At 62.1% G+C, this 23,632-nt stretch carries 17 protein-coding genes and 1 pseudogene; 8 read left to right on the top strand and 10 right to left on the bottom strand.

What is annotated here, in order from left to right; translation table 11 throughout:
• The first annotated feature begins 59 nt into the window (after nucleotides 1–59).
• Together ABIA42_RS21135 and ABIA42_RS21140 are read left to right on the top strand one after the other, a co-directional pair.
• A complete protein-coding gene (locus ABIA42_RS21135) occupies nucleotides 60–1,139 on the top strand; it encodes an ATP-dependent endonuclease (protein WP_370121576.1) in 1,080 nt (359 codons plus the stop codon).
• Nucleotides 1,140–1,171: 32 nt separating this feature from the next.
• The gene (locus ABIA42_RS21140; RefSeq protein ID WP_370121573.1) at nucleotides 1,172–2,554 is read left to right on the top strand and encodes a UvrD-helicase domain-containing protein; all 1,383 of its coding nucleotides are present in this window, start codon (nucleotides 1,172–1,174) and stop codon (nucleotides 2,552–2,554) included.
• Nucleotides 2,555–2,710: 156 nt separating this feature from the next.
• On the opposite strand, the gene ABIA42_RS21145 is transcribed toward ABIA42_RS21140, so the two are convergent.
• On the bottom strand, nucleotides 2,711–3,127 hold the full coding sequence (locus ABIA42_RS21145; protein WP_370143635.1) for a hypothetical protein: 417 nt from the start codon (nucleotides 3,125–3,127) through the stop codon (nucleotides 2,711–2,713).
• Between the two features lies 1 nt (nucleotide 3,128).
• Nucleotides 3,129–4,001, bottom strand: a complete 873-nt coding sequence (locus ABIA42_RS21150; protein WP_370121567.1) for a metallophosphoesterase — start codon at nucleotides 3,999–4,001, stop codon at nucleotides 3,129–3,131.
• A gap of 33 nt (nucleotides 4,002–4,034) precedes the next feature.
• On the opposite strand from ABIA42_RS21150, the gene ABIA42_RS21155 reads away from it, so the two are divergent.
• On the top strand, nucleotides 4,035–4,418 hold the full coding sequence (locus tag ABIA42_RS21155) for a hypothetical protein (RefSeq protein ID WP_370121564.1): 384 nt from the start codon (nucleotides 4,035–4,037) through the stop codon (nucleotides 4,416–4,418).
• Here ABIA42_RS21155 and ABIA42_RS21160 read toward each other — a convergent pair.
• The 3 genes and pseudogenes from ABIA42_RS21160 to ABIA42_RS21170 all read right to left on the bottom strand — a co-directional run bounded on the left by ABIA42_RS21160 (nucleotide 4,381) and on the right by ABIA42_RS21170 (nucleotide 7,596).
• Entirely contained in the window at nucleotides 4,381–4,833 is a 453-nt protein-coding gene (locus ABIA42_RS21160; protein ID WP_370121562.1) for a hypothetical protein, read from the bottom strand. The two genes, ABIA42_RS21155 and ABIA42_RS21160, sit on opposite strands and share 38 nt — an antisense overlap.
• A gap of 1,592 nt (nucleotides 4,834–6,425) precedes the next feature.
• A pseudogene (locus ABIA42_RS21165) lies at nucleotides 6,426–6,527 on the bottom strand (CopG family transcriptional regulator); the annotation flags it as partial.
• A gap of 22 nt (nucleotides 6,528–6,549) precedes the next feature.
• Entirely contained in the window at nucleotides 6,550–7,596 is a 1,047-nt protein-coding gene (locus tag ABIA42_RS21170) for a replication initiation protein (protein ID WP_370121559.1), read from the bottom strand.
• 339 nt (nucleotides 7,597–7,935) lie between these two features.
• Between ABIA42_RS21170 and ABIA42_RS21175 the strand changes: the two genes are divergently transcribed.
• Nucleotides 7,936–8,109: a hypothetical protein gene (locus ABIA42_RS21175; RefSeq protein WP_370121556.1), complete on the top strand. Its 174-nt coding sequence runs from the start codon at nucleotides 7,936–7,938 to the stop codon at nucleotides 8,107–8,109.
• Nucleotides 8,110–9,917: 1,808 nt separating this feature from the next.
• On the opposite strand, the gene ABIA42_RS21180 is transcribed toward ABIA42_RS21175, so the two are convergent.
• On the bottom strand, nucleotides 9,918–10,061 hold the full coding sequence (locus ABIA42_RS21180; RefSeq protein WP_370121553.1) for a hypothetical protein: 144 nt from the start codon (nucleotides 10,059–10,061) through the stop codon (nucleotides 9,918–9,920).
• Nucleotides 10,062–10,829: 768 nt separating this feature from the next.
• On the opposite strand from ABIA42_RS21180, the gene ABIA42_RS21185 reads away from it, so the two are divergent.
• Nucleotides 10,830–12,293 carry an AAA family ATPase gene (locus ABIA42_RS21185; RefSeq protein WP_370157162.1) on the top strand — a complete coding sequence of 488 codons (1,464 nt, stop codon included), beginning with the start codon at nucleotides 10,830–10,832 and terminating at the stop codon, nucleotides 12,291–12,293.
• 286 nt (nucleotides 12,294–12,579) lie between these two features.
• Nucleotides 12,580–13,779 carry an IS256 family transposase gene (locus tag ABIA42_RS21190; protein WP_370121878.1) on the top strand — a complete coding sequence of 400 codons (1,200 nt, stop codon included), beginning with the start codon at nucleotides 12,580–12,582 and terminating at the stop codon, nucleotides 13,777–13,779.
• A 750-nt stretch (nucleotides 13,780–14,529) separates the two neighbouring features.
• Here ABIA42_RS21190 and ABIA42_RS21195 read toward each other — a convergent pair.
• Both ABIA42_RS21195 and ABIA42_RS21200 read right to left on the bottom strand, forming a co-directional pair.
• Nucleotides 14,530–15,327 carry an enoyl-CoA hydratase/isomerase family protein gene (locus ABIA42_RS21195; protein WP_370121548.1) on the bottom strand — a complete coding sequence of 266 codons (798 nt, stop codon included), beginning with the start codon at nucleotides 15,325–15,327 and terminating at the stop codon, nucleotides 14,530–14,532.
• 61 nt (nucleotides 15,328–15,388) lie between these two features.
• Nucleotides 15,389–16,588, bottom strand: a complete 1,200-nt coding sequence (locus ABIA42_RS21200) for an alanine--glyoxylate aminotransferase family protein (RefSeq protein WP_370121546.1) — start codon at nucleotides 16,586–16,588, stop codon at nucleotides 15,389–15,391.
• Between the two features lie 205 nt (nucleotides 16,589–16,793).
• On the opposite strand from ABIA42_RS21200, the gene ABIA42_RS21205 reads away from it, so the two are divergent.
• Complete coding sequence (locus ABIA42_RS21205) at nucleotides 16,794–19,802, top strand: FAD-binding and (Fe-S)-binding domain-containing protein (protein WP_370121544.1); 3,009 nt, start codon at nucleotides 16,794–16,796, stop codon at nucleotides 19,800–19,802.
• A complete protein-coding gene (locus tag ABIA42_RS21210; RefSeq protein WP_370121541.1) occupies nucleotides 19,795–20,223 on the top strand; it encodes a heme-binding protein in 429 nt (142 codons plus the stop codon). Before ABIA42_RS21205 ends, ABIA42_RS21210 begins: the two co-directional genes overlap by 8 nt.
• 313 nt (nucleotides 20,224–20,536) lie before the next feature.
• Here the strand turns inward: ABIA42_RS21210 and ABIA42_RS21215 are convergent, their stop codons facing one another.
• Together ABIA42_RS21215 and ABIA42_RS21220 are read right to left on the bottom strand one after the other, a co-directional pair.
• Nucleotides 20,537–21,319 (bottom strand): enoyl-CoA hydratase/isomerase family protein, encoded by a 783-nt coding sequence (locus ABIA42_RS21215; protein WP_370121538.1) that lies wholly within the window; start codon nucleotides 21,317–21,319, stop codon nucleotides 20,537–20,539.
• A gap of 127 nt (nucleotides 21,320–21,446) precedes the next feature.
• The gene (locus ABIA42_RS21220; protein ID WP_370121535.1) at nucleotides 21,447–23,537 is read right to left on the bottom strand and encodes a molybdopterin oxidoreductase family protein; all 2,091 of its coding nucleotides are present in this window, start codon (nucleotides 23,535–23,537) and stop codon (nucleotides 21,447–21,449) included.
• Nucleotides 23,538–23,632 lie beyond the last annotated feature (95 nt).

Raw genomic sequence — 23,632 nt, forward strand, 5'->3', positions numbered from 1 at the left:
AGAGATGCGAGCGGCGTTCGGCGAACAAGCAGAGGAACAGTTGAGCGAGGCTTTGAAGATTGTTGCCGACGCTGCAAACGAACTGGGCATTTCCGTGGGCGGAAACGTCAAGGCCCTCCTTCGACTCGCATTCGGTTTCCGTCAGTGGCGGCACCATTTCGCTTCACGACGAGAACGGTGTACCGCTGAGAGAGCTTGGCTTGGGCTCGGCCCGGCTTCTCATTGCCGGCCTGCAACGCAGGGCTTCCGCCAGCTCCCCGATCGCCCTTGTCGATGAACTCGAATACGGACTTGAGCCACACCGGATCATTCGCCTCGTGGATGCACTCGGCGCAAAGGAGGCGGACCCGCCGCTGCAGGTATTCATCACGACCCATTCGCCGGTGGCAGTTCGAGAGCTTTCGGGCGACCAACTGTTCGTGGTGAGAGAGCGGCACGGAAAACACTCTGCCAATCGGGTCGGCACCGAGAACTACGTGCAGGGAACTATCCGCGCCTACCCGGAGGCACTCCTTGCTCCGTCCATTCTCGTCTGTGAAGGCGCCACGGAGGTGGGTTTCATGCGTGGCATGGACCAGCACCGCGTTTCAGAGGGTAAGACAGCTCTCGCAGCACATGGGGTCGCGCTTGTAGACGGGGGCGGCTCGAACACGTTCCGGCGCGCCAACGCCTTTCTGTCGCTCGGCTATCGAACCGCCGTACTGAGGGACAGCGATGCCCCCTTAAACGCAGCCGCCGAGAAAAGCTTCGTGGAAAATGGCGGGCTCATCTTTGCGTGGAGCCCGGGTCGATCCATCGAGGATGAACTATTCGAATGCCTGCCTGACACCGCGATTGACGGCCTTCTGGACAAGGCCATCGAGTTCAGGGAAGAAAAGCTGGTCAAGGATCATATCACTTCTGCGTCGGCCAATAGACTCAGCCTTGCCGACATCCAGAGCCAGATCCAGCGCGGGGTCATCCCCCGCGAGACTCGACAGATTCTCGCGAGAGCGGCGAAGAGCGGCGCGGGCTGGTTCAAGACCGTGTCGGCGATGGAGCGGACCGCCCGCGACGTAATTGGGCCGACGTTCGGGAACGCGGATCGGGGCCTCCGCGCGAAGGTTATTTCGATCTTTCGTTGGGTCAGGGATGTCTAGCAAGATCAGCCTGCTCGACATCGACCTGGGGCTTGTCATTGCGCCGGCCGGGTGCGGGCAAAACCCAGCTCATCGCGAACGCGCTGGGTGAACACGGCCACAGCAAGCCCATCCTCGTCCTGACCCACACAAATTCTGGAGTTGCCGCTTTACGAAATCGTCTGGAAAACGCCGGTGTTGAGCCGTCGCGATACAGGCTCTCGACCATCGATGGCTGGGCGATTCGCCTAATCTCAACCTTCCCCCTCCGGTCGGGACATGATCCCCACATAATCGAAAAAGAACGGCCAAATTATCCAGCGATAAGGAACTCCGCCGGAGCGTTGCTGAAATCTGCTCACGTCAACGACGTCATCGAGGCCAGTTACTCGCGTCTGCTCGTTGACGAATACCAGGATTGCTCGTTGCGTCAGCACGCCATCGTCTATTATGCCGCGAAGGTTCTGCCGACCTGTGTCGTGGGTGATCAGGTGCAGGCAATATTCGATTTCGGCAATGATGACCTAGCCGACTGGAACAAGCATGTCTGCAAACATTTTCCATTGGCCGGTGAGCTTTCCTACCCCTGGCGCTGGCACAACGCGGAGGCGCCGGACCTTGGGCACTGGCTGCTTGATGTCCGAAAAAAGCTAATCGCAAACGAGGCGATTGATCTGCGGAGCGCGCCGTCCGAAGTCACATGGGTTCAGCTCGATGGGTCAGCCGACGACTATCCAAAGATGCTCCGTTCCGCCCGGGCGAGGCCGCCGGGGAATAACGGGTCGGTTCTCATCATCGGAGAAAGCACGAGTCCGGCCAGCCAGCAGAGGTTCGCTAGTGCAATCCCGGGCGCAGTAACGGTCGAGGCTGTCGATCTGAGAGACCTTGTCGGTTTTTCGCAGCGACTGGATGTGACATCGCCTGATGCCGTCGAGGTGGTGGCGGACTTTGCCGAAAGCCTTATGACCAACGTAGGCGCAACCGACCTCGTGCGCCGCGTCGACACCCTCGTGCGCGGGGCCGCGCGACGGCAAGCGAGCAGCGTAGAGTATGCCGCCATCGCGCTTCGCCGCGATCCGTGTTTACAACGGGTGCGTGATCTGCTGGTAGAGATCAACAAGGATGCCGGCGTGCGCGTATTCCGGCCTGCCATATTGCGGGCCTGCATGCGGGCACTTGAGTTATCATGCGGACTAGGCGAGGTCAGCTTTGCGGAGGCTGCAGTCCGCATTCGTGAACAGAGCCGCGCGACCGGGCGAAAGATAAGCGGCCGATCGGTAGGCAGCACCCTAACCCTCAAGGGCCTCGAGGCTGATGTTGCCGTGATTCTCGACGCAAGCGACCTGAATGCGCGCAACCTCTACGTGGCGATGACGAGAGGCGCCAAGCGCCTCGTCATCTGCAGCCGCAAGGCGACGCTAAATCCGACCTGGTAGATTTTGCGCGCGGCTCGCAGTCTGTACCTTGGCCGATTTCTGACCTACCTGAACCCAAACCCGTAGGACAGACATCGTCGAATGGACGGCCGCACATCCTGATAATGGCGCCGTGTCCCAGTGGGTGTCAGAGATGAGGAAAGTCGACATGAGAAATCACCTGCCCTCTGTCTTGCGCTTGCGCGGCGGGAAGCGCAGCGCGATTGGCGACAAAGGCTGCACCTTGCGTACGCCGGGGACGAGTTCGCCGCGCCCATACATGTGCTGGCGAACGGCCGCGTCGCCGGCTCTCTCCATCGCCACGATCTCAAGCACGGTCAAGCCAGCGAGCCAGACGCGAACGTCGCGCGGCACCTTCTTGGGCGGCTCGAGCTGGCGCCATTCAGTCACGCAGTCGCGCGACCAGCTCCAGACAACAATGGATATTCGAGTGCGATCCGCCTCGAGCGCCTTCTTTTGAATTGCCTCGTGCTTTCGCTGTTCGGCCAGCCAGGATTCCCATCTCGCCCATTGATCGACCTGCACCTGCGGCGCGGGGGCGTCCTGAAAGAGGCGACGGAAAAACGCAAGCATGTCACACCCCAAATGATGGCTTTGGACTCGGCTCCACTTCGACAACAAGATCCGGGATGAAATTCGGGTTCTCGCGAGCGCGTGACCCTGCTGCGTATCCTCTCGGATTGCAGACAACGCGCGTGTTGCCAACCACGTAGTCGCGGTTGCGATGAATATGGCCGTGGCACCATAGTGCCGGAGCGCTCTCGCCCTCCATCAGGTACTCCAGCGAGCAGGCATACAGCCAGTCGTGCTCGTCCATGCCGCTTTCAAGGCTCCGACGACTGGGCGACATGTGGGTCAGACAAACCGTCTCTCCGGCGAACGGTGTTGCGAGCTCGCACTCCAGGAACGCGCGGCTATCCCTGTGCAGCGACAGCATCTGAGAGGGCGTGAAGCGATGCCTGTTTGACCCGCCTCCAAATCGAATTTCGCGAAAGTCGTTATGGTAGCTATCCCAGGAGCGACCGCCAGCCGGACTCCAGCCCTTCTGGCTTTGCGACATCGCATCCCGCATCGAAAATCCGGGAGGCAAGATTGAGAAATCCGACCAGAGAGTCGCGCCGACAAATCTCACGTCGTTGATCTCGACAGATTCGTTCTGCAGCAAAATCAGATCAAGGCGTTTCGCCATCTCGCGTCCACGTTCCATCTGCGCCTGATAGAACGTGCTCTCCTCTCCACTACCGGGAAGACCTCTATAAAAGCAGTGATTACCAGGAACATATATCAGCGGTCTCGAAAAAGACCGTCCGACCCATTCGAGCCCAGAGGTCATCGGATTGGCGACATCGCCGAGCACAACGGTCACGTCGCACTCGACGTCCGGAACATCCCTCCAATCGTTATGTTCGTGGGTGATATGGAGGTCAGAGAGAACGCGGATGCGCATCAGACGAGCACCTCCAGCCGATTGAGTTTCTGCATGAAGTCTTTCCTGAAAGTCATTCCTGAGTGCGCTTACGCTTTGCTAAGATATGAACCGTACACCATTAAGTATCCCATCGCCAGCAGATTGGAGAACAGATTGTCCGATTTCAGCACGAACCCGTACTCCTACATCACCGGTACCGTTGCACTTACGTCGATATTCGCGAGCGCAGCGTTGGGCGTCACACACGACCGGGTTAATCGCTCGATCGCTCTCGCCCGGCTCGCCAGAGGAAATCACTCGCGCTTGCAAGCAGCAAGACGCTGGCAAGACGAGCGACGCAAGCTGGAGCTTGAGCTTGCCATCGCCCGGTGCGATGCGGCGATCGCTCGATGGCACCTCAAAAAGCTGGAGCAGGCCCGGGCTCAGCGGAGCTGAACGTCTGATCCCGGCCACCCATCTTCGGCCGGTCATCCGAGCCTAAGATGCTCGGCACCCCCGGGATTGGAATGGACCAGTACAGATGGCCATAAACCGCACCCTTCCCTGCGCGGACCAATGCATCCAGATGGTCCCTATACAACGAAGCGAGCCAAGGAAGTAGTTCTGGCCGGACATCAGGAAGCTTCATTCTGGCATCGGCGCAGGAGGACTCCGCGGCCCACGTTAAAATGCGACTGATTTCCACCTCCCTGTTTTGTCGCAGCTGTTCAGCATCCGCAAAGGGATCAAAGCTCGGGTCGTTGGCAAATAATTCGTCGGATCCGGCATCCCCAATGTTGTGGTCGCTAAACAGCGGCCCATAGGCCGCCGGGAACAAAATGCCGAGGATTGCGTGCACGGGCGTCAACATCAGTGCTACACACCCGTTGGCGGCCCAAGCGAACGCCCGGCCCACCGCGGCCAAGATAGATCGAAGCATGCGAAAACCCTGTCGCTGTAGATTGGGAGTGCCTTTTAAACACCAACAATGTCGTTGGCCGTGCGGCAACCCGCAAGAAGCAATTCTGTCGAGTTTGTGAGCTGCCGGAAGATTACCTTAGGCGGCCGAAACTGGGCAATCGCAGAGCGGCCCTGTCATGGACTTGGAGATCCGTAGGCGCGTCGCCGCAATGATCAGTTGAGTTTTAGTAGCCACGTTTGAGACGCACATGTGCGTTCGTACTTGTGCGCGTTAAATTTTCGCGGCCCCCCATTACATGGTGCAAAAAGGAACAGATGTTGGTGTGAAAAGGAACGTCTATCCGCGCAGCGAATTTGGCCTATTTTCGTGCAGGACCCTGGGATGATGCCCTATTTGTACGGTCGAGTTGACGCTCGCAAGTACTTTGAAACGCTGGTGAATGCGCGATCGCACCGTATTATGCCGGCACGATCTGCGGTCACGTCAAACGGAGTCCAACGACCAGTCGCTAGCCGGTCCTGTCGGGCTGAAGCCATAGATCATTGCGACAAGTCTCTCGAGCCTCATTCGGGCGGCCTTTGGGTGATGCGCAGCATGTCGACGACTAGCCTGTAAGCGACTTGACGAAAGCAAGGATCGCTAATGTGCGGCAATCAGGACAATACAACGAGGACCCTTGCTCGGAGCTTCCTCGGAGCCTCGGCGCGGCGCTGTAACGCCCTCCCATTCGGTCGCGTGCCTTGACTGTTCGGTGCAACGGGTCGTCGAGAACACCTGGGTTCTTGTTGATCGATCTGAGGCGCCCTTGTTGAAATGGACTACCGACTTCAGCGCCAATGGCCCGAGCCTTCGCCTGATGGCCGCGCCAAACGGCCTTGAATTGGACTTCGCATTCCGGCGCGCTGACCCGCCAAGTCCAGAGCAGCATTCTCCTTTCAATTGATAAGCTACGGGGATTCTCCTGAATCGAAACCTGTCCATCCAAAGGAATGCCGAGCGCCGTTTCGCCATTCAATGGTGCTAGAGAATTTTGCGAAAAGGCGTGCGCCTCACAGGGTTCAAGCTGTCGCGCGCGTGGAGATGGACAGCACGCAGCGCGTACTCACGGGATCAACTGATCAACTTCCCGCAGATATTGATGTTTCGAGAAGACGTGTCCAGCTTCGCCGTCTGTAAGGCGAGCTCAGATCCGCGACACCTCCAAGATCGCGGTCGACCCGGTGCTCAACGGGGTGATTGGTCGCAAGGCAGGCTCGGTCGAGGCTACAACTACTCCGATGCCAACAAGAGGTCAGGCATTGCTTGATGAACCTTCAGGAGTACATCAAAGATGTCCTCGGGCACCAAAATGGCGTTCGCGGGCATCAAGGACGAGAAGATCAAGGACCTGATCGCCGCGCGACACTTGCGACAATGCGCCGGTCAAGCTGACGCAACAGCGACCTCAAAACCGCTATCTTCGCGCTGGCCGGGTCTCGGTGCCGGTAGTCGGCACCGGCTTCGTCAAAACACCGGCTGTCAGCGGTGCGCGATCCGTCGTCCTAGTCGGCATTCACAGCCTTGACCGCTGTAATGGCATGAAGGGCCCCCAGTACCGAGACCGAAGCCAGGGTGGCACGGGCCAACGCAAGAGTGACGTCCTCGTCATATCCACGAGTGAATCGCTCATTTGATGAATTCATCGAGGACGTCATCGAACGAAGGCGATATCGTATCTTTCGTCTCCTCCACCAGAAGCGCGACGAAATTCAGGAACTCCTGATCGGCGTCCCTGATCACCCTCGGCCCAACGTAATCCTTGAAGTCGCACTCGATCTTCGCAAGCTCGAGGCCCGTACCCTCGATCATACCCTGCGCGGCAGGGTAGACCGCCTCAGAGAGCACGATGTTCGGACCACGATTATTGACCATGCGACTATCGAACAGATCGATGGACCGTTTGTCCCTCGGCACACGGCGCACGCGGCCAGGCTTTCGAAGGAGCGTCAGATCCTGAGCGGACTTCCGGACGGGTGTGAACTCGATCCAGTCCACCTGACGGCCGCGGCGGTTGTCACGGATGTACTGTACATCGACCGTGAACGGCGCATGCTCGTTCACCTCGCTGACGGCCGGTTCGAGCACGCGAGACCTGAAATTGGTGAACCTGGCGCGCTCATTGAACTGGCCGCAGAACCTGTAGAATTCCGGCACTTGGACCCGCCAAGTCCTGGCGTACTTCCTGCCGATATGAAGCATCATCACCTCGTACAGGCGAGCAGCGGCCAACGTGTCGAACTTCCGAATGGTCATGAGGTCCAGGCGCGTGTAGACCCCGGGCCGGTCCACGAGCTCGACGACCCCGGGGTCGAAGGCCCATTTGAGCATACCGGTCCCGGAAGTCGTGTCGTCGAAGGACAAGAAGTGCATCTGCCTGGGGGCCGCATCCTCGTAATCGATCTCGATACTGACCTCTCCCAGCCGACGCAAAGACTCGATTACGGCCAGCGGGGTGGCGCCATTCAGGAACGCGACAACATCCGCCAAGGGTACCCGGTACACCCGGTAGCCGCGATGATGCTTGCGGTTGGCCGCCAACCTCAGAAGTAAATTGAATAGTTTCCCATCGATCGCCTTCAGCTCACCCTCTGCCCGATGCATGATGATGCTGCGCGCTTTCTTCACCCGGCCGAGTTTGTCGGCCCGGAATCTTGGGACATCGATCACTGACATGTCTACTGCTCCAGTAACCGCGTCTATTGCTCGGACCACCGCTCATATCAAGAGGGTTCGTCGGTGGTTTGAACAGCCCTTTTTCCAACACTGGCCTCGGAACGCCTGAGCAGCAGACGTCATTCACTGAGCACTAGTCGAAGCTGCCGTTCCCAAAAACGGTCTAATTTCAATCCGCTACGGGGCTACGCGAATCTCCTGAATCTATAGAAATAGAACGTCCAGGCTGTCGCCCATTAGAATCCTGTAGCGCTCACCACAGTTCTGCAAACCTCGGAATCGTCGATTGAGCGGCAGGTGCAGGCCGTACTTGCGAACAGGACACCCCACGCCCGCGCAATGGGGATCACCGAAGACGTCCATCTGCCGCGTCACCGCGTCGACCGTGCCCGTGATCCGCATCCGAGCCCCGCCGCAAACTCGATCTCGATCGCGCCGATGCCGGCCGGCCCGACCGGACCAGACGTCGGCTCCGATTCCGCGACCACCATTGGCGGCACGAAGCCCGCTTGATGGGCGGCATCCTTCGGCTCAGGCCGAAACGACCGTCGCCATCGCAGCAGCAATGAGCGCGAAACGCCATATCACCGCGCCGTCGCAGCGACCTGGTGCGGCGCCTTGTAAGCTCTCCAGGACGATCTTGAGCTTCTCGTCCTCGGACCCGCGCCGCCGCCGGCCTGTGTCCACTACTTCGAGCCGTTCGACTTGGGCACTGAGCCTATCACTGTCCATAAGGACAGTTCTCAACAACTCTCCTCATTCGGCAAGGCTGCCTTCACCCGACGTCACGGACGGATACGAATCGTCGGTGGCTTAAACGGCCCCTTTTTCCAGCATGGTGACGGAAGGCCTGAGCAGCAGATGTCGTACACTGAGCACTAGTCGAGGCTACCGTTCCCAAAAATGATCTAATTTCAATCCGCTACTTGGCCACGCGAAGCTCCCGAATCTATAGAAATAGAACGTCTAGGTTTTCGCCCATTCGAATCCTGTAGCGCTCACCACAGTCTTGCAAACCTCGGAATCGTCGGTGGCTTGAACGGCCCTTTTTCCAACATGGTGACGGAAGGCCTGAGCAGTAGATGTCGTACACTGAGCACTAGTCGAAGTTGCCGTTCCCAAAAACGGTCTAATTTCAATCCGCTACGGGGCTACGCGAATCTCCTGAATCTATAGAAATAGAACGTCCAGGCTGTCGCCCATTAGAATCCTGTTGTAGCGCTCACCACAGTCCTGCATTCCATTCACACCATTCCTGTACCCGGTCCTCTGCCGGGCCCCCTAGCCGGCCAATCAAACCTCCATGTCCCTAGTTTCTTACGCGAAGCTCATCGAAAGATCCTTCTTGCGGTCATGTGGCGCATGCAGTGGGCTGGCTACGCACATGAGGACTTTCGCGGGGGCATTTTCTCAATCGGCTGCCTGATCAGCCCGCCCGCTGCAGCCCTTAACGGCACTACGCGGTGGCGGAGCCTCTGTTCACTCCCGCTCACCCCATCCACCGGAAAGCCTTTGTTTCACGTCGTGGCGGGCGAGGACTTTCTCGCAAGCTCCCAGCGCTTGCCCTTCGGAGCAACGTCCCCGGCGTACCTGAGGTCGAAGGCATCCGCGCGCTTTCGCCGCTCCGTCTACTCGCGCAGGCGTCTTCGAGCTTCCGCCGCTGCGCATCGCCTGTTTGAGCTCGAACACGGCCTGGCTCGACGTGCCGGCGAGCCGGTGCAGGCCTGCCGCAGCAAGGTCTTCATTCCGCCGGTGACGTAAGGTCGAAGGAGGCCTTCCGGCCTTCTCGTGCGACCAGGTCCTCAATTCTCGATCTGCTCGCTCAGTGCGTAGTCGCCTTCGGATCGAACTTGCAAGCGTTCACGGTCTTAGTCATTTGCCCGGCGCCCTTTTTTGCTCGCGCGATACCGCTCGAGCCACTCCTTGGCGGCCGTTTCCAGCACCTGGGACGCGTTTTTGTCCAGCTCTGCTGCTGCGACCTTGGTGCTCGGATTACCTCCGGGTTCAGGGAGGACAGAATGCTTCTTGGTGCCGTCGGGAGCCTTACGGCCCGACTTTTCCGGCTGCCTTTTTGTCCATCACCTGCCCGTGCGTCATGCGATCCCGCTGATGCTCGCTTTTAATTCCTGCACTGCGCCACATAGCATTCCTGCACTAGCGCGGTCCAAACCCTGAACGGTGGTGGCTGTGTAATCCCGGTGGGTCTGCGCTGAGCTTTGGCGCTACGCGCTGCAGATGACCTGAAGGTCGACGTCGACCGTCTGCTTGAGGAACGTTTGCGCGGAGCCCAGCACCATCCGTTGGTCGGCGGTTAGACGTAGCTAGCTGCGATCATCTTCCCGCAGCAGGCGCTGACGAAATCTCCGGCAGACCTTCAGAATTTCAGGAAGGGAATAACCCTGCTGCTGCAGATCGACCAGCGCCACACCTACAAGTCCATGCTCCTGCTTGGTCAACTTGCCCAAATCTGATCCAACCAAGGCACGGAGCAGTGCCATACCTATGAGAGCGGCCTCTGGTCGCCTCACCTGGTCATTCTGAACGCGCCACCTCGCTGTCCGAAGGCGAGCTTTCGCCTTAACGACAGCGGCAGGTTGCCGAACTCCCTTCCGGCGTACGCCGTCCACCCCAGGGCGCCACCACGTTTCCTGGCGCTCGCGATCTATAGATTCCACTGTTTCGCGGGTTACGCTCATACGGGTATCGTCGCATCCTGGCTAGCAAGCCGGAAGACTTACTTTGTCCCCCGACGACGACTTCCCTTCTGACCAGAAGCTGTGGCTTCCTCGGGCACCTCGGTGTCTCCCCGCCGGCCTTTTTCGTTTAGGTCGGCTTCCGCCTCGACCTGCTTGCCGATCTCAAGGGGCTTCCCTGAAACCGGTAAGGTATCAAGGCGCCTTGCCAACCGAGGATTCCATTCTTTGCGAGACATCCATCGACCGATGGGGTCAAGCTGCGCCCCTTCGTGGGCGTTGCAATAGTCTACTAGAATCCGCTCGACAAATTGTGAGCGCGTTATTCCATACTCTCTGCTTCTTTGGTCGAGCACGCTCATCAGGTGGGGATGAACGCGCTGCGCCAGGCGCTTGGTGCGAACATCCAGAGGGTCGCCGAACGGGCGTCCCAACTTGACGCCCCGAAGTGCCTGCTGGGGTCCCTTCCCCTTTTTCGAACCCTTAACCACGATCGCGCCCTCGGGTTTTCTTGTACATTTAATGGTGTACAATCCTCGGATGACTGACAAGGACCTCAAAGCCTGGGAACGACTCGTTCAGGAAGATCGCGCTGACTGTACACCGCGAAATGTTGGGGATTCGCCCTCCCTGTCAACCTCGGCTAAGCCGATCCCAACCGCTCTATTACTATTCAACACCTGGCCATCCGCGGCGGCATGGACCTGGGCCAAGTTGAGCAAAATCGAAGGACTTCGACTGGACGACGTGGCGGCTGAGTTCTGGTCTGGCGAAAAAGAACGCTGCAAGCAAGCTTGCAGGAAGCTGGCCAAGAGACTCTTTGATCTCGGCGCTGGTGAGGCGGCACTCTGCGCGCTGATGCTCTCCGTTGATGCCGGCCAACCCAAGACCTTTAACGACGTGCTTCCGCTCCTCGACTCCGGTGCCGAGCACCTATGGCGGGATGCCCATTCAGAGCTCGAAATGGCGGAAATTCGCTGCAGGCTGAGCACCTGGTCGAAGGCTGCGGAGGGACATTTTGAAGGCGATCATCGCAGCATCTTTTGGATTGCGCATCTGCAGCTGATCGGAACCAACCGGGTGGCGCAGCCGGTCTGGCCGTCGCCTCAACCACAGAATTGGACGTCGGCGGCGGAGCCTGAAGGGCTCAGCGTTGTTGTCATGCCCAAAGCCAAGAGTTCGAAGCTCGGCGCCGTCCACGAAGACTTTAAGGACATGGTCGACGCTAAGCTTCCTCTCGTGATTGCCCGCGAAGTGCGGGGTGTTCGAGACGTGTTGTCGGCTGAGTATCCTCACGCCGTGAACGCTATCGATGTGGTGCTTCGCGAGTTGCGCGAAGGATATCCGGTCCGCCTCAAGCCTCTCCTGCTTGTCGGCCCTCCAGGAAATGGTAAATCCCGTCTGGTCCGAAGAATTGGTCAGTTACTCGGACTGGAAGCTTACCGGATCGATGGTTCAAGTTCCACGGACGCAGTTGCGTTCGGCGGAACGCCGAAAGCGTGGTCCAACACAGTTCCGTGCGCGCCAGCTCGCGCGATTTGCCAGACGCGCATCGCGAACGTGATTTGTTTCGTGGATGAGATCGACAAGTCTGCCACATCCCAGCACAACGGCCGGCTGGTCCATGCCATTTTGCCCCATCTCGAGCGCGAAACTGCTTGTTGTTACAGGGATAGCTCGCTTGATGCCGAGCTCGACCTGAGTTGGGTCGTACACATCGCCACTGCCAATTCAACCAAGGATCTGCCAGAGCCCCTGACCGATAGGTACCGCATTATCAACATCCCTCCCCCTCGGCTAGCCGACCTGCCGTTGCTGGCCGCAAATGTCATGCGCGAGCTTGCTATCGAAATCGGAGAGGAAGCGTTCGTTCAGTCGCTTGCGAACGATGAGCTGGACGTCATCGCGCGTGCCTGGAGCGCGTCCGGCTTCAGCCTACGGAAATTGCGGTTGATTATCTCCGCGACACTAGAACTCCGCTATCAAACGGCAGTCAGGCATTGATCCCATGTAATATCGGGAGCCAGCAATTGAGAAAAACGAGAGCACTTGGCCTCAAAGTCGACCTTAGTCCTGCCTCAACAGAGTATTCGAACTCGCCAGAGCTGACTCGGGCCGCTTGATCGATGATCGAGGTCGTGTCCCCGGTGGTGGTGTAACTGGTTAGAGCAAAGCCGCCCGGACGCGCGCCTCACATAGCGCCGTAGCGGGCGGGTGGCTTTGCGGTGGTCACCGGCAGTTCTCCGGTAGGATCGGGTTGCGACACGCCAACGCAACCGAGGAACCACCGATGACCGACGACATGATGAACCTGCGCACGCTCGTAGAGAAGACCCCTGATGCCGATCTGTTGCGCGAGATGATCGGCTTTGCCGCCCATCGCCTGATGGAGCTGGAGGTCGAAGGCCAGACCGGGGCGGGCTATGGCGAGAAGAACCCGGAGCGCCTGGCCCAGCGCAACGGCTACCGCGACCGGACCTGGGAGACCCGGGCCGGCGCGGTCGAGCTTCGCATCCCCAAGCTGCGCAAGGGAAGCTACTTCCCGGCCTTCCTAGAGCCGCGCCGGATGGCCGAGAAGGCGCTGACCGCCGTGGTGCAGGAAGCCTATGTGCAGGGCGTCTCGACCCGCTCGGTGGACGACCTGGTGCAGGCCATGGGCATGACGGGCATCTCCAAGAGCCAGGTCAGCCGGCTGTGCAGCGAGATCGACGACAAGGTGAAGGCCTTCCTCGCCCGCCCGATCGAGGGCGACTGGCCCTATCTGTGGATCGACGCCACCTACGTGAAGGTGCGCCAGCAGGGGCGCATCGTGTCGGTCGCGGTGATCGTCGCCGTCGGCGTCAACAGTGACGGCCGCAGGGAAGTGCTTGGAATGGACATCGGCCCCTCCGAGGCCGAGACGTTCTGGACCGCGTTCCTGCGCAAGCTTGCCCGCCGCGGCCTGCGCGGCGTCAAGCTGGTCGTCTCCGACGCTCATGAGGGCATCAAGGCCACCGTCGCCAAGGTGCTCAACGCCAGCTGGCAGCGCTGCCGCGTCCACTTCATGCGCAATGCGCTGGCGCACGCCGGCAAGAGCGGCCGTCGCGTCGTCTCCGCCTTCATCGCCACCGCGTTCGCCCAGGACGATGCCGAGGCTGCCCGCGCTCAATGGCGCAAGGTCGCCGATCAGCTCCGCCCCAAGCTGCCCAAGCTGGCCGGCTTCCTCGACGAGGCCGAGACTGACGTGCTCGCCTATATGACGTTCCCGCCGCAGCACCGGACCAAGCTGCACTCGACCAATCCGATTGAGCGCCTCAATGGCGAGATCAAGCGCCGGACCGAAGTGGTCGGCATCTTCCCCAACGAAGACGCCATCGTCCGCCTCATCGGCGCGATCCTGCTCGAGCAGAACGATGAATGGGCCGTCCAGCGCGCCCGCTACATGACGCTGGAAACCATCGCGCCGTTGAGCGATGATCCCGCCGTCAGCCTCCAGGCAATCGCCAGCTGACCTGCCCGGCTCTCGCCGGCGAACGCGGTGACCCGCCGCCAGCTACACCACGCTAAGGGACACGATCGCCACGGGGGGCGCCAACCAGCGCAGCGGAGCGGTTCCTTGCCGCGAAACGGGGGCAGACCGAGGACGGGGGGCGGCGTCGTGGCGTTGCCTGAACACATCCACGCGATCAGCAAACCCAACGGGCGGCGGTACCTCTATTTCAGCAAATTCCGTTGGACCGAGCGTGAATGGCAGCGCGTCCGGATCCTCGACGAGCCGCTGACCGAAGGATTTGCCCGCCGCGTCGGTCAGCTGGCACGGATAGAAGCCCTCAGGTCTGAAACCGGCAGTTGGTCGTGGACATTCAAGGATGCAACAGACCAGGCGCGCGACCTTCCCCTCTGCTCTCGCTCTTGGCGAGCTCTGCTCCGCGCGCGCAGCAGCAGGCGGTCCACGGCGACATCGTCAAGCGCGGCGAGTATCTCGCCCGCGCCGCCGTGGCCGCTTACCTTGCGAGCCGCCCTGCGCCGATCGCCATCCTCGCCGGCCGCCTTCTCGAAGGCCGCGTCGCCCTGGTCGATCGCGAGATGGTGGAAGGCATAGTTGCTGCGGATCGTCGGTTCAGCGGTTTACAATACCCCTCTTTTGGACCCCGTTTGAGCTCGGAAACGGGTTCAGATTGTAAACCGAAAACCTTGACTTCATTGAGAAAAATGCCAATAGTACTTTTCTTTCGACGGACGACGCCGATAGCGCGTGAGTTTACTTGCCCTTCCAGACGGGCGCCCGTTTGTTGAGGAAGGCATCCATGCCCTCGCGGAAATCTTCGCTCATATAGGCTTTCACGATCAGGTCCTCGCCCTCCTCGCGCGACAGCGTGCGGCGGATGCGGCGCACCGCCTCCTTGGTCGCCTCCAGCGTGAGCGGCGCGTGGCTGGCAACGAGCTTTGCGGTCTCGTCGGCGCGGCGTTGCAGCGTCTCGACGTCGGGCACGACCTCGTTGAGCAGGCCGAGCGCCAGCGCTTCCTCTGCCTCGACGAGGCGCGCCTTGAAGATCATATCCTTGGTGCGGGCGGGGCCGACCAGTGCGACGATGCGGCTGATGTTCGACATCGACAGGCAGTTGCCGAGCGTGCGCGCGATCGGAAAGCCCATTCGCGTCGTCTCGGTGCCGATGCGCAGGTCGCAGCAGGCGGCGATGCCGGCGCCGCCGCCGGTGCAGGCGCCAGCAATGGCCGCGATCACGGGCACACGGCACTGCTCGAGCGTGCCGAGCACGCGGTCGATCCGCGCCTCGTAGTCGAGCGCATCCTGCGCGGTCTTGAAGGCACGGAATTGCGAGATGTCGGTGCCGGAGGCGAACGCCTTGTCGCCGGCGCCGGTCAGGATCAGCGCCTTGATCGAGCGATCGGCATTGATCTCCTGGCAGATCTCCGCCATGCGGTCATACATAGCGAAGGTCATGGCGTTGCGCGCCTGCGGGCGGTTGAAGGTGATCCGCGCGATGCCGTCCTCGACGGAGTAGAGCAGGTCTTCGTTGGCAGTCGTCGGTGCGTTCATCGCGCGCTCTCTTCTTCGTTGCGCCGGTTCAGGCCGCCTGAACCTTCAAGCTATTCAGGCCTCAAGCCACCTGGGCCTTGGCCATCGGCACCGCGTCGCGTCCCTTCAGGACGTCCATGGCCGCGAGCACGCCGCCGCTCCGGTGCGGGATCTTTGCAAGATCCAGGCCCATCTCGACGCCGGCAAGCGTCCCCATCAGCATCAGATCGTTGAAATGGCCGATATGGCCGATGCGGAACACCTTGCCCTTGACCTTGTTCAGGCCGGTGCCGAGCGACATGTCGAAGTTCTCCAACACGATCTTGCGGAAGGCGTCGGCATCGTGTCCTTCCGGCACGCGCACACCGGTCAGCGCCGGCGAATGCGCGGCGGGATCGGCACATTGCGTCTCCTGGCCCCAGACCTTGACCGCGGCGCGCGTCGCAGCGCTATGGCGCTTGTGGCGGGTCCAGACGTTCTCCAGCCCCTCCTCTTCCAGCATCTTGACCGCTTCACGCAGGCCGTAGAGCAGGTTGGTGGCGGGCGTATAGGGGAAGGTGCCGAGCTTGTTGAAGGTGATCACCTCCTGCCAATCCCAATAGGAGCGCATGCCGGGATTGGCTTTCGCCACCGCGAGCGCCTTCTCCGAGACGGCGTTGAAGCCGAGGCCAGGCGGCAGCATCAGGCCCTTCTGCGAGCCGGCGACCGAGACGTCGATGCCCCAGGCATCGTGCTCGTATTCCATCGAGCCAAGGCCGGAGATGGTGTCGACCATCAGCAGCGCCGGATGCTTGACGCGATCGAGCAGCTTGCGCACTTCGAGCGGGGGTGTGACGCAGCCGGTCGAGGTCTCGTTGTGGACGACGCAGACCGCCTTGATCTTGTGCTGCTTGTCGGCGGCAAGGCGCTTCTCGATCTCGGCGAGATCGGCGCCGTGGCGCCAGTCGCCCGGAATGAAGTCGACGTCGAGCTTGAACTTGTCGGCGATGCCGCGCCACAGCACGGCGAACTGGCCGGTCTCGCACATCAACAGCTTGTCACCGGGCGCGAACACATTGACCATCGCCGCTTCCCAGGCGCCGGTGCCCGACGAGGGAAAGATGATCACGGGCTGCTTGGTGCGGAACACGCGCTGCATCGCAGCGAGAACGGCGAAACCGAGTTCGGCGAACTCCGGACCGCGGTGGTCCAGCGTCGGCATGTCCATCGCCCGCAGCACCCGGTCGGGCACGTTGGTCGGTCCTGGAATCTGTAGGAAATGCCTTCCACTATGCACGGTCATCGGCGTCCTTCCCGGTCGTTGAGGCTGTCTTGGCTCTGGCGTCCGTCAGCCCGCATTGAGGCTCCGGCGAGCCGCTCGCATATCACTATTCGCCGGGCTTGTCCCTCGCCCGGCGGAGTCCGTCAATGCACAAGAAGCAGGGCTCGCTTGCCAAGGGCCGTGACGGGAGGCAAAGACGGTGCAGGCGAACGGGCAAGAGCGGACCATGGCGGCGGAAGTAGCTGGAAAATCACCGGAATCGGTCCGAAAAGACGGTCTGGCGGCACGTCTGGCCCGGGAAATCACCGGCGACGTCCTGTTCGACCCCTTCAGCCGCGGCCGCTACGCCACCGACGCCTCGTTTTACCAGATCATGCCGGCCGGCGTGGTGGTGCCGCGCAGCATGGACGAGGCGCTGCGGACACTGGCGATCGCCCGCGACGAAGGGCTGAAGGTCACCCCCCGCGGCGGCGGCACCTCGCAATGCGGCCAGACCGTCAATGACGGGCTCGTGATCGATCTCTCCAAGCATCTCAACCGGATCCTGTCGCTCGACGTCGAGGGCCGCACCTGCGTGGTCGAGCCCGGCATCGTGCTCGACGACCTCAACCGCCAGCTCAAAAAGCACGGCCTGTGGTTTCCGGTCGACGTCTCCACGGCCTCGCGCGCCACCATCGGCGGCATGGCCGGCAACAATTCCTGCGGTGGCCGCAGCTTGCGCTACGGCACCATGCGCGACAACACGTTGTCGATGGAGGCCGCCCTCGCCGACGGCACTTTGAGCCGCTTCGGCGAGGTATCGCGCGATCTCTCCGATCTCAAAGCCGGGGACAGCACCCGCGCCTTGTTCCGCGACATGCTCGATCTCGGAGCCCGCGAGGCCGACGAGATTGCGACACGCTTTCCAAAGGTGCAGCGCCGCGTCGGCGGCTACAATCTCGACGCCTTGGTGCCGCGCAATGCGCCGAACAACATGGCGCATCTCCTGGTCGGCTCCGAAGGCACCCTCGCCTTCACCACCAAGGTCGAACTGAAGCTGTGGCCCGTGATCCGCAACAAGGCGCTCGGCGTCTGCCACTTCGGCAGCTTCTACGAGGCGATGGATGCGGCCCAGCATCTGGTGAAACTCAAGCCGATCGCGGTCGAGCTGGTCGACCGCACCATGATCGCGCTTGGCCGCGACATCGCGATGTTCCGCCCGATCATCTCCGCCGCCATCAAGGGCGATCCGGACGCCGTGCTGGTGGTCGAATTCGCGGAGGAGGACCAGGCGGACAATCTGGCCCGCCTCGAGCAGCTCGGCGAGCTGATGGGGGACCTCGGCTTCGGCTGGAATAACGACAAGCGCAAATGGGGCGGCGTGGTGGAGGTCATTGAGCCCGCGCTGCAGAGCGGCATTGCCGATTTCCGCGCCGCCGGCCTCAACGTCATGATGTCGATGAAGCAGGAGGGCAAGCCGGTCTCCTTCGTCGAGGACTGCGCCGTGCCGCTGCCGCATCTGGCCGAGTACACCGCACGGTTGAACGAGGTATTCGCCAGGCACGGCACCAGCGGCACGATGTATGCGCACGCCTCGGAGGGCTGCCTGCATGTGCGTCCGGTGCTGAACCTGAAGCTGGAGAAGGACGTCAAGGCGATGCGCGCCATCGCCGAGGAGGCGTTCGCGCTGGTGCGCAAGTACAAGGGCTCGCATTCCGGCGAGCATGGCGATGGGCTGGTGCGCTCGGAATTCCACGAGACCATGTTTGGCGAGCGCCTCGTCGCCGATTTCAGGGAGGTGAAGCAGCGCTTCGATCCCGAGGGCGTGCTCAATCCCGGCAAGATCGTCGATGCGCCCAAAATGGACGACCGCTCGCTGTTCCGCTATCGGCCCGACTATCGCATCGGCGAGCTGGAGACCAGGCTCGACTGGTCGGCCTATCCCGGCGCCGGCGGCGGTTTCCAGGGCGCGGTCGAGATGTGCAACAACAACGGCGCCTGCCGCAAGCTCGAGGGCGGCGTGATGTGCCCCTCCTACCGCGCGACGCGCAACGAGAAGGATGTCACGCGAGGGCGTGCGAACACGCTGCGCCTTGCGATCTCGGGCCAGCTCGGCCCCGACGCGTTGGCATCAGACGAGATGATGGAGACGCTGAAGCTCTGCGTCTCCTGCAAGGCCTGCCGCCATGAGTGCCCGACCGGGGTCGACATGGCCAAGATGAAGATCGAGGTGCTGGCCGCGCGCGCTGCCACGCACGGCCTGATGTTGCGGGATCGGCTTGTGGGCTACCTCCCGCGCTATGCCGGACTCGCGTCGCGCTTTTCGCCGCTTTCAAATCTGCGCAACCGCAGCCCACTCTTGCGAAGGCTGTTCGAGCGCTTCGCCGGCATCAGCGCGCGCAGGGCCCTGCCCACCTTCCGCGGCGACGTGTTCGTGCCGTCGGCCGACAGCGTCGGCCCGGACGCTGGCCGCGAAGTCGTTCTGTTCGCCGACACGTTCAACCGCATCTATGAGCGCGAGAATCTCGACGCGGCGCTGCGCGTTCTGGTGGCCGGCGGCTATCGCGTGCATCTGCCGAAGCCTGCGCGCGGCGGCCGGCCGCTCTGTTGCGGCCGCACGTTTCTCTCCGCCGGCCTCGTCGACGAAGCCAGGGCCGAGCTCGACCGGCTGGTGGCCACCTTCGCGCCCTTCGCGGCGCGCGACGTGCCGATCGTCGGCCTCGAGCCGAGCTGCCTCTTGACGCTGCGCGACGAGCTCGCTTCGCTGCGCAAGGACAACGACGCCAAGGCCGTCGGCGCCCATGCACTCACCTTCGAGGAATTTCTGGTGCGCGAGGCAGAGGCCGGCCGTCTGCAACTGCCGCTCGGTAACGTGGCCGAGAAGGCCATTGTGCACGGCCATTGCCATCAGAAATCCTTCGGCGCCTTCAAGCCGGTCGAGCAGGTGCTGCGCCTCGTCCCCGGCCTGAAGGTCGAGACCATCGAGTCCAGCTGCTGCGGCATGGCGGGCGCCTTCGGTTACGGCGCGGATACCTATGAAGCCTCGATCGAGATGGCCGAGCTGTCACTGCTGCCTGCCGTGCGGCGCGCGGACCCAAATACGCTGGTCGTCGCCGACGGCACCTCGTGCCGGCACCAGATCCATGACGGCACGCAACGCGAGGCGCTTCACGTCGCGCGCGTGCTGGCGATGAGCCTCGATCGCGCTGAAACCCATTCCTCCTCTCAAGCTGCAAAGGAACCCAGCCATGGCTGACCTCCCGCTCGATACCGCCCGCAAGATCCTCGACGCCGCCTTCGCGAAAGCCGGCGAGCTCAAGCTGAAGCCGCTGGTCGTCACCATCCTGGACGCGCGCGGCGTGCTCAAGCTTGCCGCCGCGCAGGACGGCACCAGCCTGATGCGCGCCGAGATCGCGCACGGCAAGGCCTATGGCGCGCTCGCCATGGGCATGGGTTCGCGGGCCCTGTTCCAGCGTGCGCAGGAGCAGGCGTATTTCATCGACGCCGTGAACACGATTGCAAAAGGCGCGCTGGTGCCGGTCCCCGGCGGCGTGCTGATCATGGACGGCACGACGCTGCTCGGCGCCGTCGGCGTCTCCGGCGACACTTCCGACAATGACGAGGCCTGCGCGGTGGCGGGTATCCACGCGGCGGGGCTGAAGGCGAATGCGGGGTGAGAGTGTCATTCCGGGGCGCGCCCACTTGGCGCGAGCCCGGAATCCATTTCTCCGTATTGCTTGTTGCACGATGGATTCCGGGCTCGCGCTACGCGCGCCCCGGAATGACGGCGGAGGATTCGGCTACATTCACGTTGAAATCGAACTGAGGTGGTAAACCCCGCTCGCGCCCCGGACGCAGCGCAGCGCCTTGGCGGTGCGCTGCAGAGCCGGGGCCCATCTCACCGGATGGTCCCGTGCCGCCCTTGGGTCCCGGCTTTGCGCAGCAACGCTCACGCGTTGCAGCGCGTCCGGGACACGAGATCGAGCCCCCTCACCGTCCCGTCCAGACTGGCTTCCTCTTCTCGCTGAACGCCTTCAGCCCCTCCTTGGCGTCCTCGGTCATCGCCAGGAGCGCGATCTGGCTTTCGGTATAGGCGATGCTCTCGTCGAACGACATCGAGGCGATCGCGCGCATGGCGTACTTGCCGCGGCGGATCGCGGTCGGCGATTTGTCCACGATGCGGCCGATCAGCCAGTCGACCTTGGCGTCGAGCTCGGCGGTGGGCACGACGTAGTTGAGGAGGCCCGCGGCCTGCGCGGCCTTGGCGTCGAACGGCTCGCCCGTGAGCGCCCATTCGTTGACGAGGCGCGGCGGCGCGATGCTCTGCAGCAGGCTCAGCACCTGCATCGGGAAGACGCCTACCTTCACCTCCGGCAGCCCGAAGATGACGTGATCGGCCGCGACCGCCATGTCGGTCATGCACAGAAGGCCCATGCCGCCGGCCATGCAGACGCCGCCGACCCGCGCAATCGCCGGCTTGGTCGCGTTCTGTGAGAGACGCAACAGATCGGCATAGTCGACATTTGGCTTGGAATGATCCATCGCGAAAGCCGCGCCGGAGTTCTGCAAGTCGGCGCCGGCGCAGAACGCCTTGTCGCCCGCGCCCGTCAGCACGATGACGCGGACGTCCTTGTCGTCATGCGCGTCGCGATAACCTTTGCTGATGCCGGCGATCACGTCGCCGTTCAGCGCGTTGCGCTTCTCCGGCCGGTTGATGGTGATCCAGAACGCCTGCCCGCGCTTCTCGGTAATGACGGCTGTGGTGTCGGTCATGGCACGCTCGCTTCCTTGGTCCGCTTGCAGCCATTTGCGGCAGCTCGGGCGGGAGGTGCAAGCGCAAACTGCGGCGCGCCGGCTGCTTTAGCGCCTCGACACAAATTGCCGGCCGATTGCCGCGCGCTCAGGCGGTGACCGCTTTCCTGATCCAGACCTTGTTGTCGTGGAACGCGGCCCCGCCGATCGGCGCGATCGTGTCTGCGCCCGTCAGCATGTTGATGCCGCGGCCGCCGATGTGGTTCTTGTTGGGATGAACGGACTCTGCGATCAGCACACCGCGCCGCACGCCCTCGAACAGCGTTGCGACCAGCGTAGTCTCGCCGCGGTCGTTGCCGAGCGTCACGGCGTCGCCATCGGCGATGTCGAGCGCGGCCGCATCCAGGGGATGGATCATCACACTCGCTTTGCCCTCGCGCGCCTGAGAGGACGGCGTCTCGTTGAACGTGGTGTTGAGGAAGCTCCGCGAGGGACTGGTCGCGAGCCGGAATGGGTGGGACTGATCGGTGTGCTCGATCGCCGCCCAATGGTCCGGGAGATCAGGCATCTTGTCGATATCGCCCATGGTCACACCGAACGGCGGATGCGCCCAGTCAGCTTTGAAGTGGAACTTCTTGTCGGCATGAGCAAAGCCATCGAGATAATGCGAGGTGCGGAAATCCGGCTGCAGGTCGCGCCAGAGATCGGCTTCGAGGCCGGCGATGTTGCCGTGATCGCTCAGCTTCAGCGTCGCATCGATCAATTCGCGCGGCGTCATCTCGAAACCCGGATGCCTCGCGCCGAGCCGCGGCGCCAGCGCCTGCAAAACCTCGTGGTTGGAGCGGCATTCGCCAGGCGGATCGATCAGCTTCGGTCCGACGGAGATGTGCTGGTGGCCGCCGCCGTAGTAGAGATCGTCGTGCTCCATGAACATGGTCGCCGGCAGCACGATGTCGGCCATTTGGGCCGTCTCGGTCATGAACTGCTCGTGCACCGCGACGAACAGATCCTCGCGCGCAAAGCCCTGCCGTACCAGCGCCTGCTCCGGCGCGACCGTCATCGGATTGGTGTTCTGGATCAGCATCGCCTTGACCGGGCCCTTGCCTTGCAGGGCTTCGGCATCGCCGGTGAGGATGCGGCCGATCTGAGACTGGTCGAGCGCGCGCGTCGACTTGTCGATGGCGTCGTGGGCTTCGATGATGGATTCGTTGAAGTGCCACAGCGCGTAATTGTTGAAGAACGCACCGCCGCCTTCGTATTGCCAGGCGCCCGTCACTGCGGGAATGCACAACGCCGCATGCATCTGCGTCGCGCCGTTGCGCGAGCGGGTGAAGCCGTAACCAAGGCGCAGGAAGGTCCGCTTGGTCTCGCCGACGGCTTTGGCAAAGGCCTCTATCTCCGCCACCGGCACGCCGCTGATGGTAGACGCCCATTCCGGCGTGCGCGTCTTCAAATGCGCCTCGAGCTCGGCAGGACAGTCCGTGTACTTGTCCATGTAGGCGCGGTCGGCATAGCCGTCGCGGAACAGCACATGCATCACGCCGCAGGCGAAGGCGCCGTCGGTGCCCGGACGCAGGATGATCTTGATGTCGGCCTGCTTCATGGTCTCGTTGTCGTAGATGTCGACCGCGGCGATCTTCGCGCCGCGCTCCTTGCGCGCACGGGCAGCGTGCGTCATCACGTTGACCTGGGTGTTGACCGGGTTGGTGCCCCAGATCACGACGAGGTCGGACAGCGCCATCTCGCGCGGATCGACGCCGGCAATCTTGCCGGTGCCGATCGCGAACCCGATGCGCGCGACATTGGCGCAGATGGTCTGATAGAAGCGCGAATACTTCTTCACATGGGTGAGGCGGTTGAGGCCGTCGCGCATCACCAGCCCCATCGTGCCGGCGTAGTAGTAGGGCCAGATCGATTCCGCGTCGAACTCGCGCTCGGCCTCGTTGAAGCGGTGCGCGATCTCATCCAGCGCCTCGTCCCACGAGATCCGCGCGAATTGCCCTGAGCCCTTCGCACCCGTTCGGCGCATCGGATACATCAGCCGTTCGGGATGATGGATGCGCTCTGCGTAGCGGGCAACCTTGGCGCAGACCACGCCGGCCGTGTAGGTCTGCTTTTTCGAACCGCGGACGCGGCCGATGCTGCGGCCTTCGATCACCTCGACATCGAGGGCGCAGGCCGAGGGGCAGTCATGCGGACAGGTCGAATGGCGGATTTCGATCTTGGCGTGCTGGTTCATGTCCCAGTTCGTAACACCAAAATACCAGCCAGCCGAGCGCATTTATCCGGCAAGGCCCATGCGATTTGCTCAAAGCGCACGCGCCGCGGGTTCCT

The organism is Bradyrhizobium sp. USDA 327, assembly GCF_041262065.1.
GTDB lineage: Bacteria > Pseudomonadota > Alphaproteobacteria > Rhizobiales > Xanthobacteraceae > Bradyrhizobium > Bradyrhizobium liaoningense.

Coding starts and splice junctions, on each gene's coding strand:
- ABIA42_RS21155 (WP_370121564.1), top strand. CDS start 4,035: ATGAAGTCTTTCCTGAAAGTCATTCCTGAGTGCGCTTACGCTTTGCTA.
- ABIA42_RS21215 (WP_370121538.1), bottom strand. CDS start 21,319: ATGACCGACACCACAGCCGTCATTACCGAGAAGCGCGGGCAGGCGTTC.
- ABIA42_RS21220 (WP_370121535.1), bottom strand. CDS start 23,537: ATGAACCAGCACGCCAAGATCGAAATCCGCCATTCGACCTGTCCGCAT.
- ABIA42_RS21205 (WP_370121544.1), top strand. CDS start 16,794: ATGGCGGCGGAAGTAGCTGGAAAATCACCGGAATCGGTCCGAAAAGAC.
- ABIA42_RS21175 (WP_370121556.1), top strand. CDS start 7,936: ATGGGGATCACCGAAGACGTCCATCTGCCGCGTCACCGCGTCGACCGT.
- ABIA42_RS21150 (WP_370121567.1), bottom strand. CDS start 4,001: ATGCGCATCCGCGTTCTCTCTGACCTCCATATCACCCACGAACATAAC.
- ABIA42_RS21170 (WP_370121559.1), bottom strand. CDS start 7,596: ATGTCAGTGATCGATGTCCCAAGATTCCGGGCCGACAAACTCGGCCGG.
- ABIA42_RS21160 (WP_370121562.1), bottom strand. CDS start 4,833: ATGTTGACGCCCGTGCACGCAATCCTCGGCATTTTGTTCCCGGCGGCC.
- ABIA42_RS21145 (WP_370143635.1), bottom strand. CDS start 3,127: ATGCTTGCGTTTTTCCGTCGCCTCTTTCAGGACGCCCCCGCGCCGCAG.
- ABIA42_RS21195 (WP_370121548.1), bottom strand. CDS start 15,327: ATGAACGCACCGACGACTGCCAACGAAGACCTGCTCTACTCCGTCGAG.
- ABIA42_RS21190 (WP_370121878.1), top strand. CDS start 12,580: ATGACCGACGACATGATGAACCTGCGCACGCTCGTAGAGAAGACCCCT.
- ABIA42_RS21200 (WP_370121546.1), bottom strand. CDS start 16,588: ATGACCGTGCATAGTGGAAGGCATTTCCTACAGATTCCAGGACCGACC.
- ABIA42_RS21210 (WP_370121541.1), top strand. CDS start 19,795: ATGGCTGACCTCCCGCTCGATACCGCCCGCAAGATCCTCGACGCCGCC.
- ABIA42_RS21185 (WP_370157162.1), top strand. CDS start 10,830: ATGACTGACAAGGACCTCAAAGCCTGGGAACGACTCGTTCAGGAAGAT.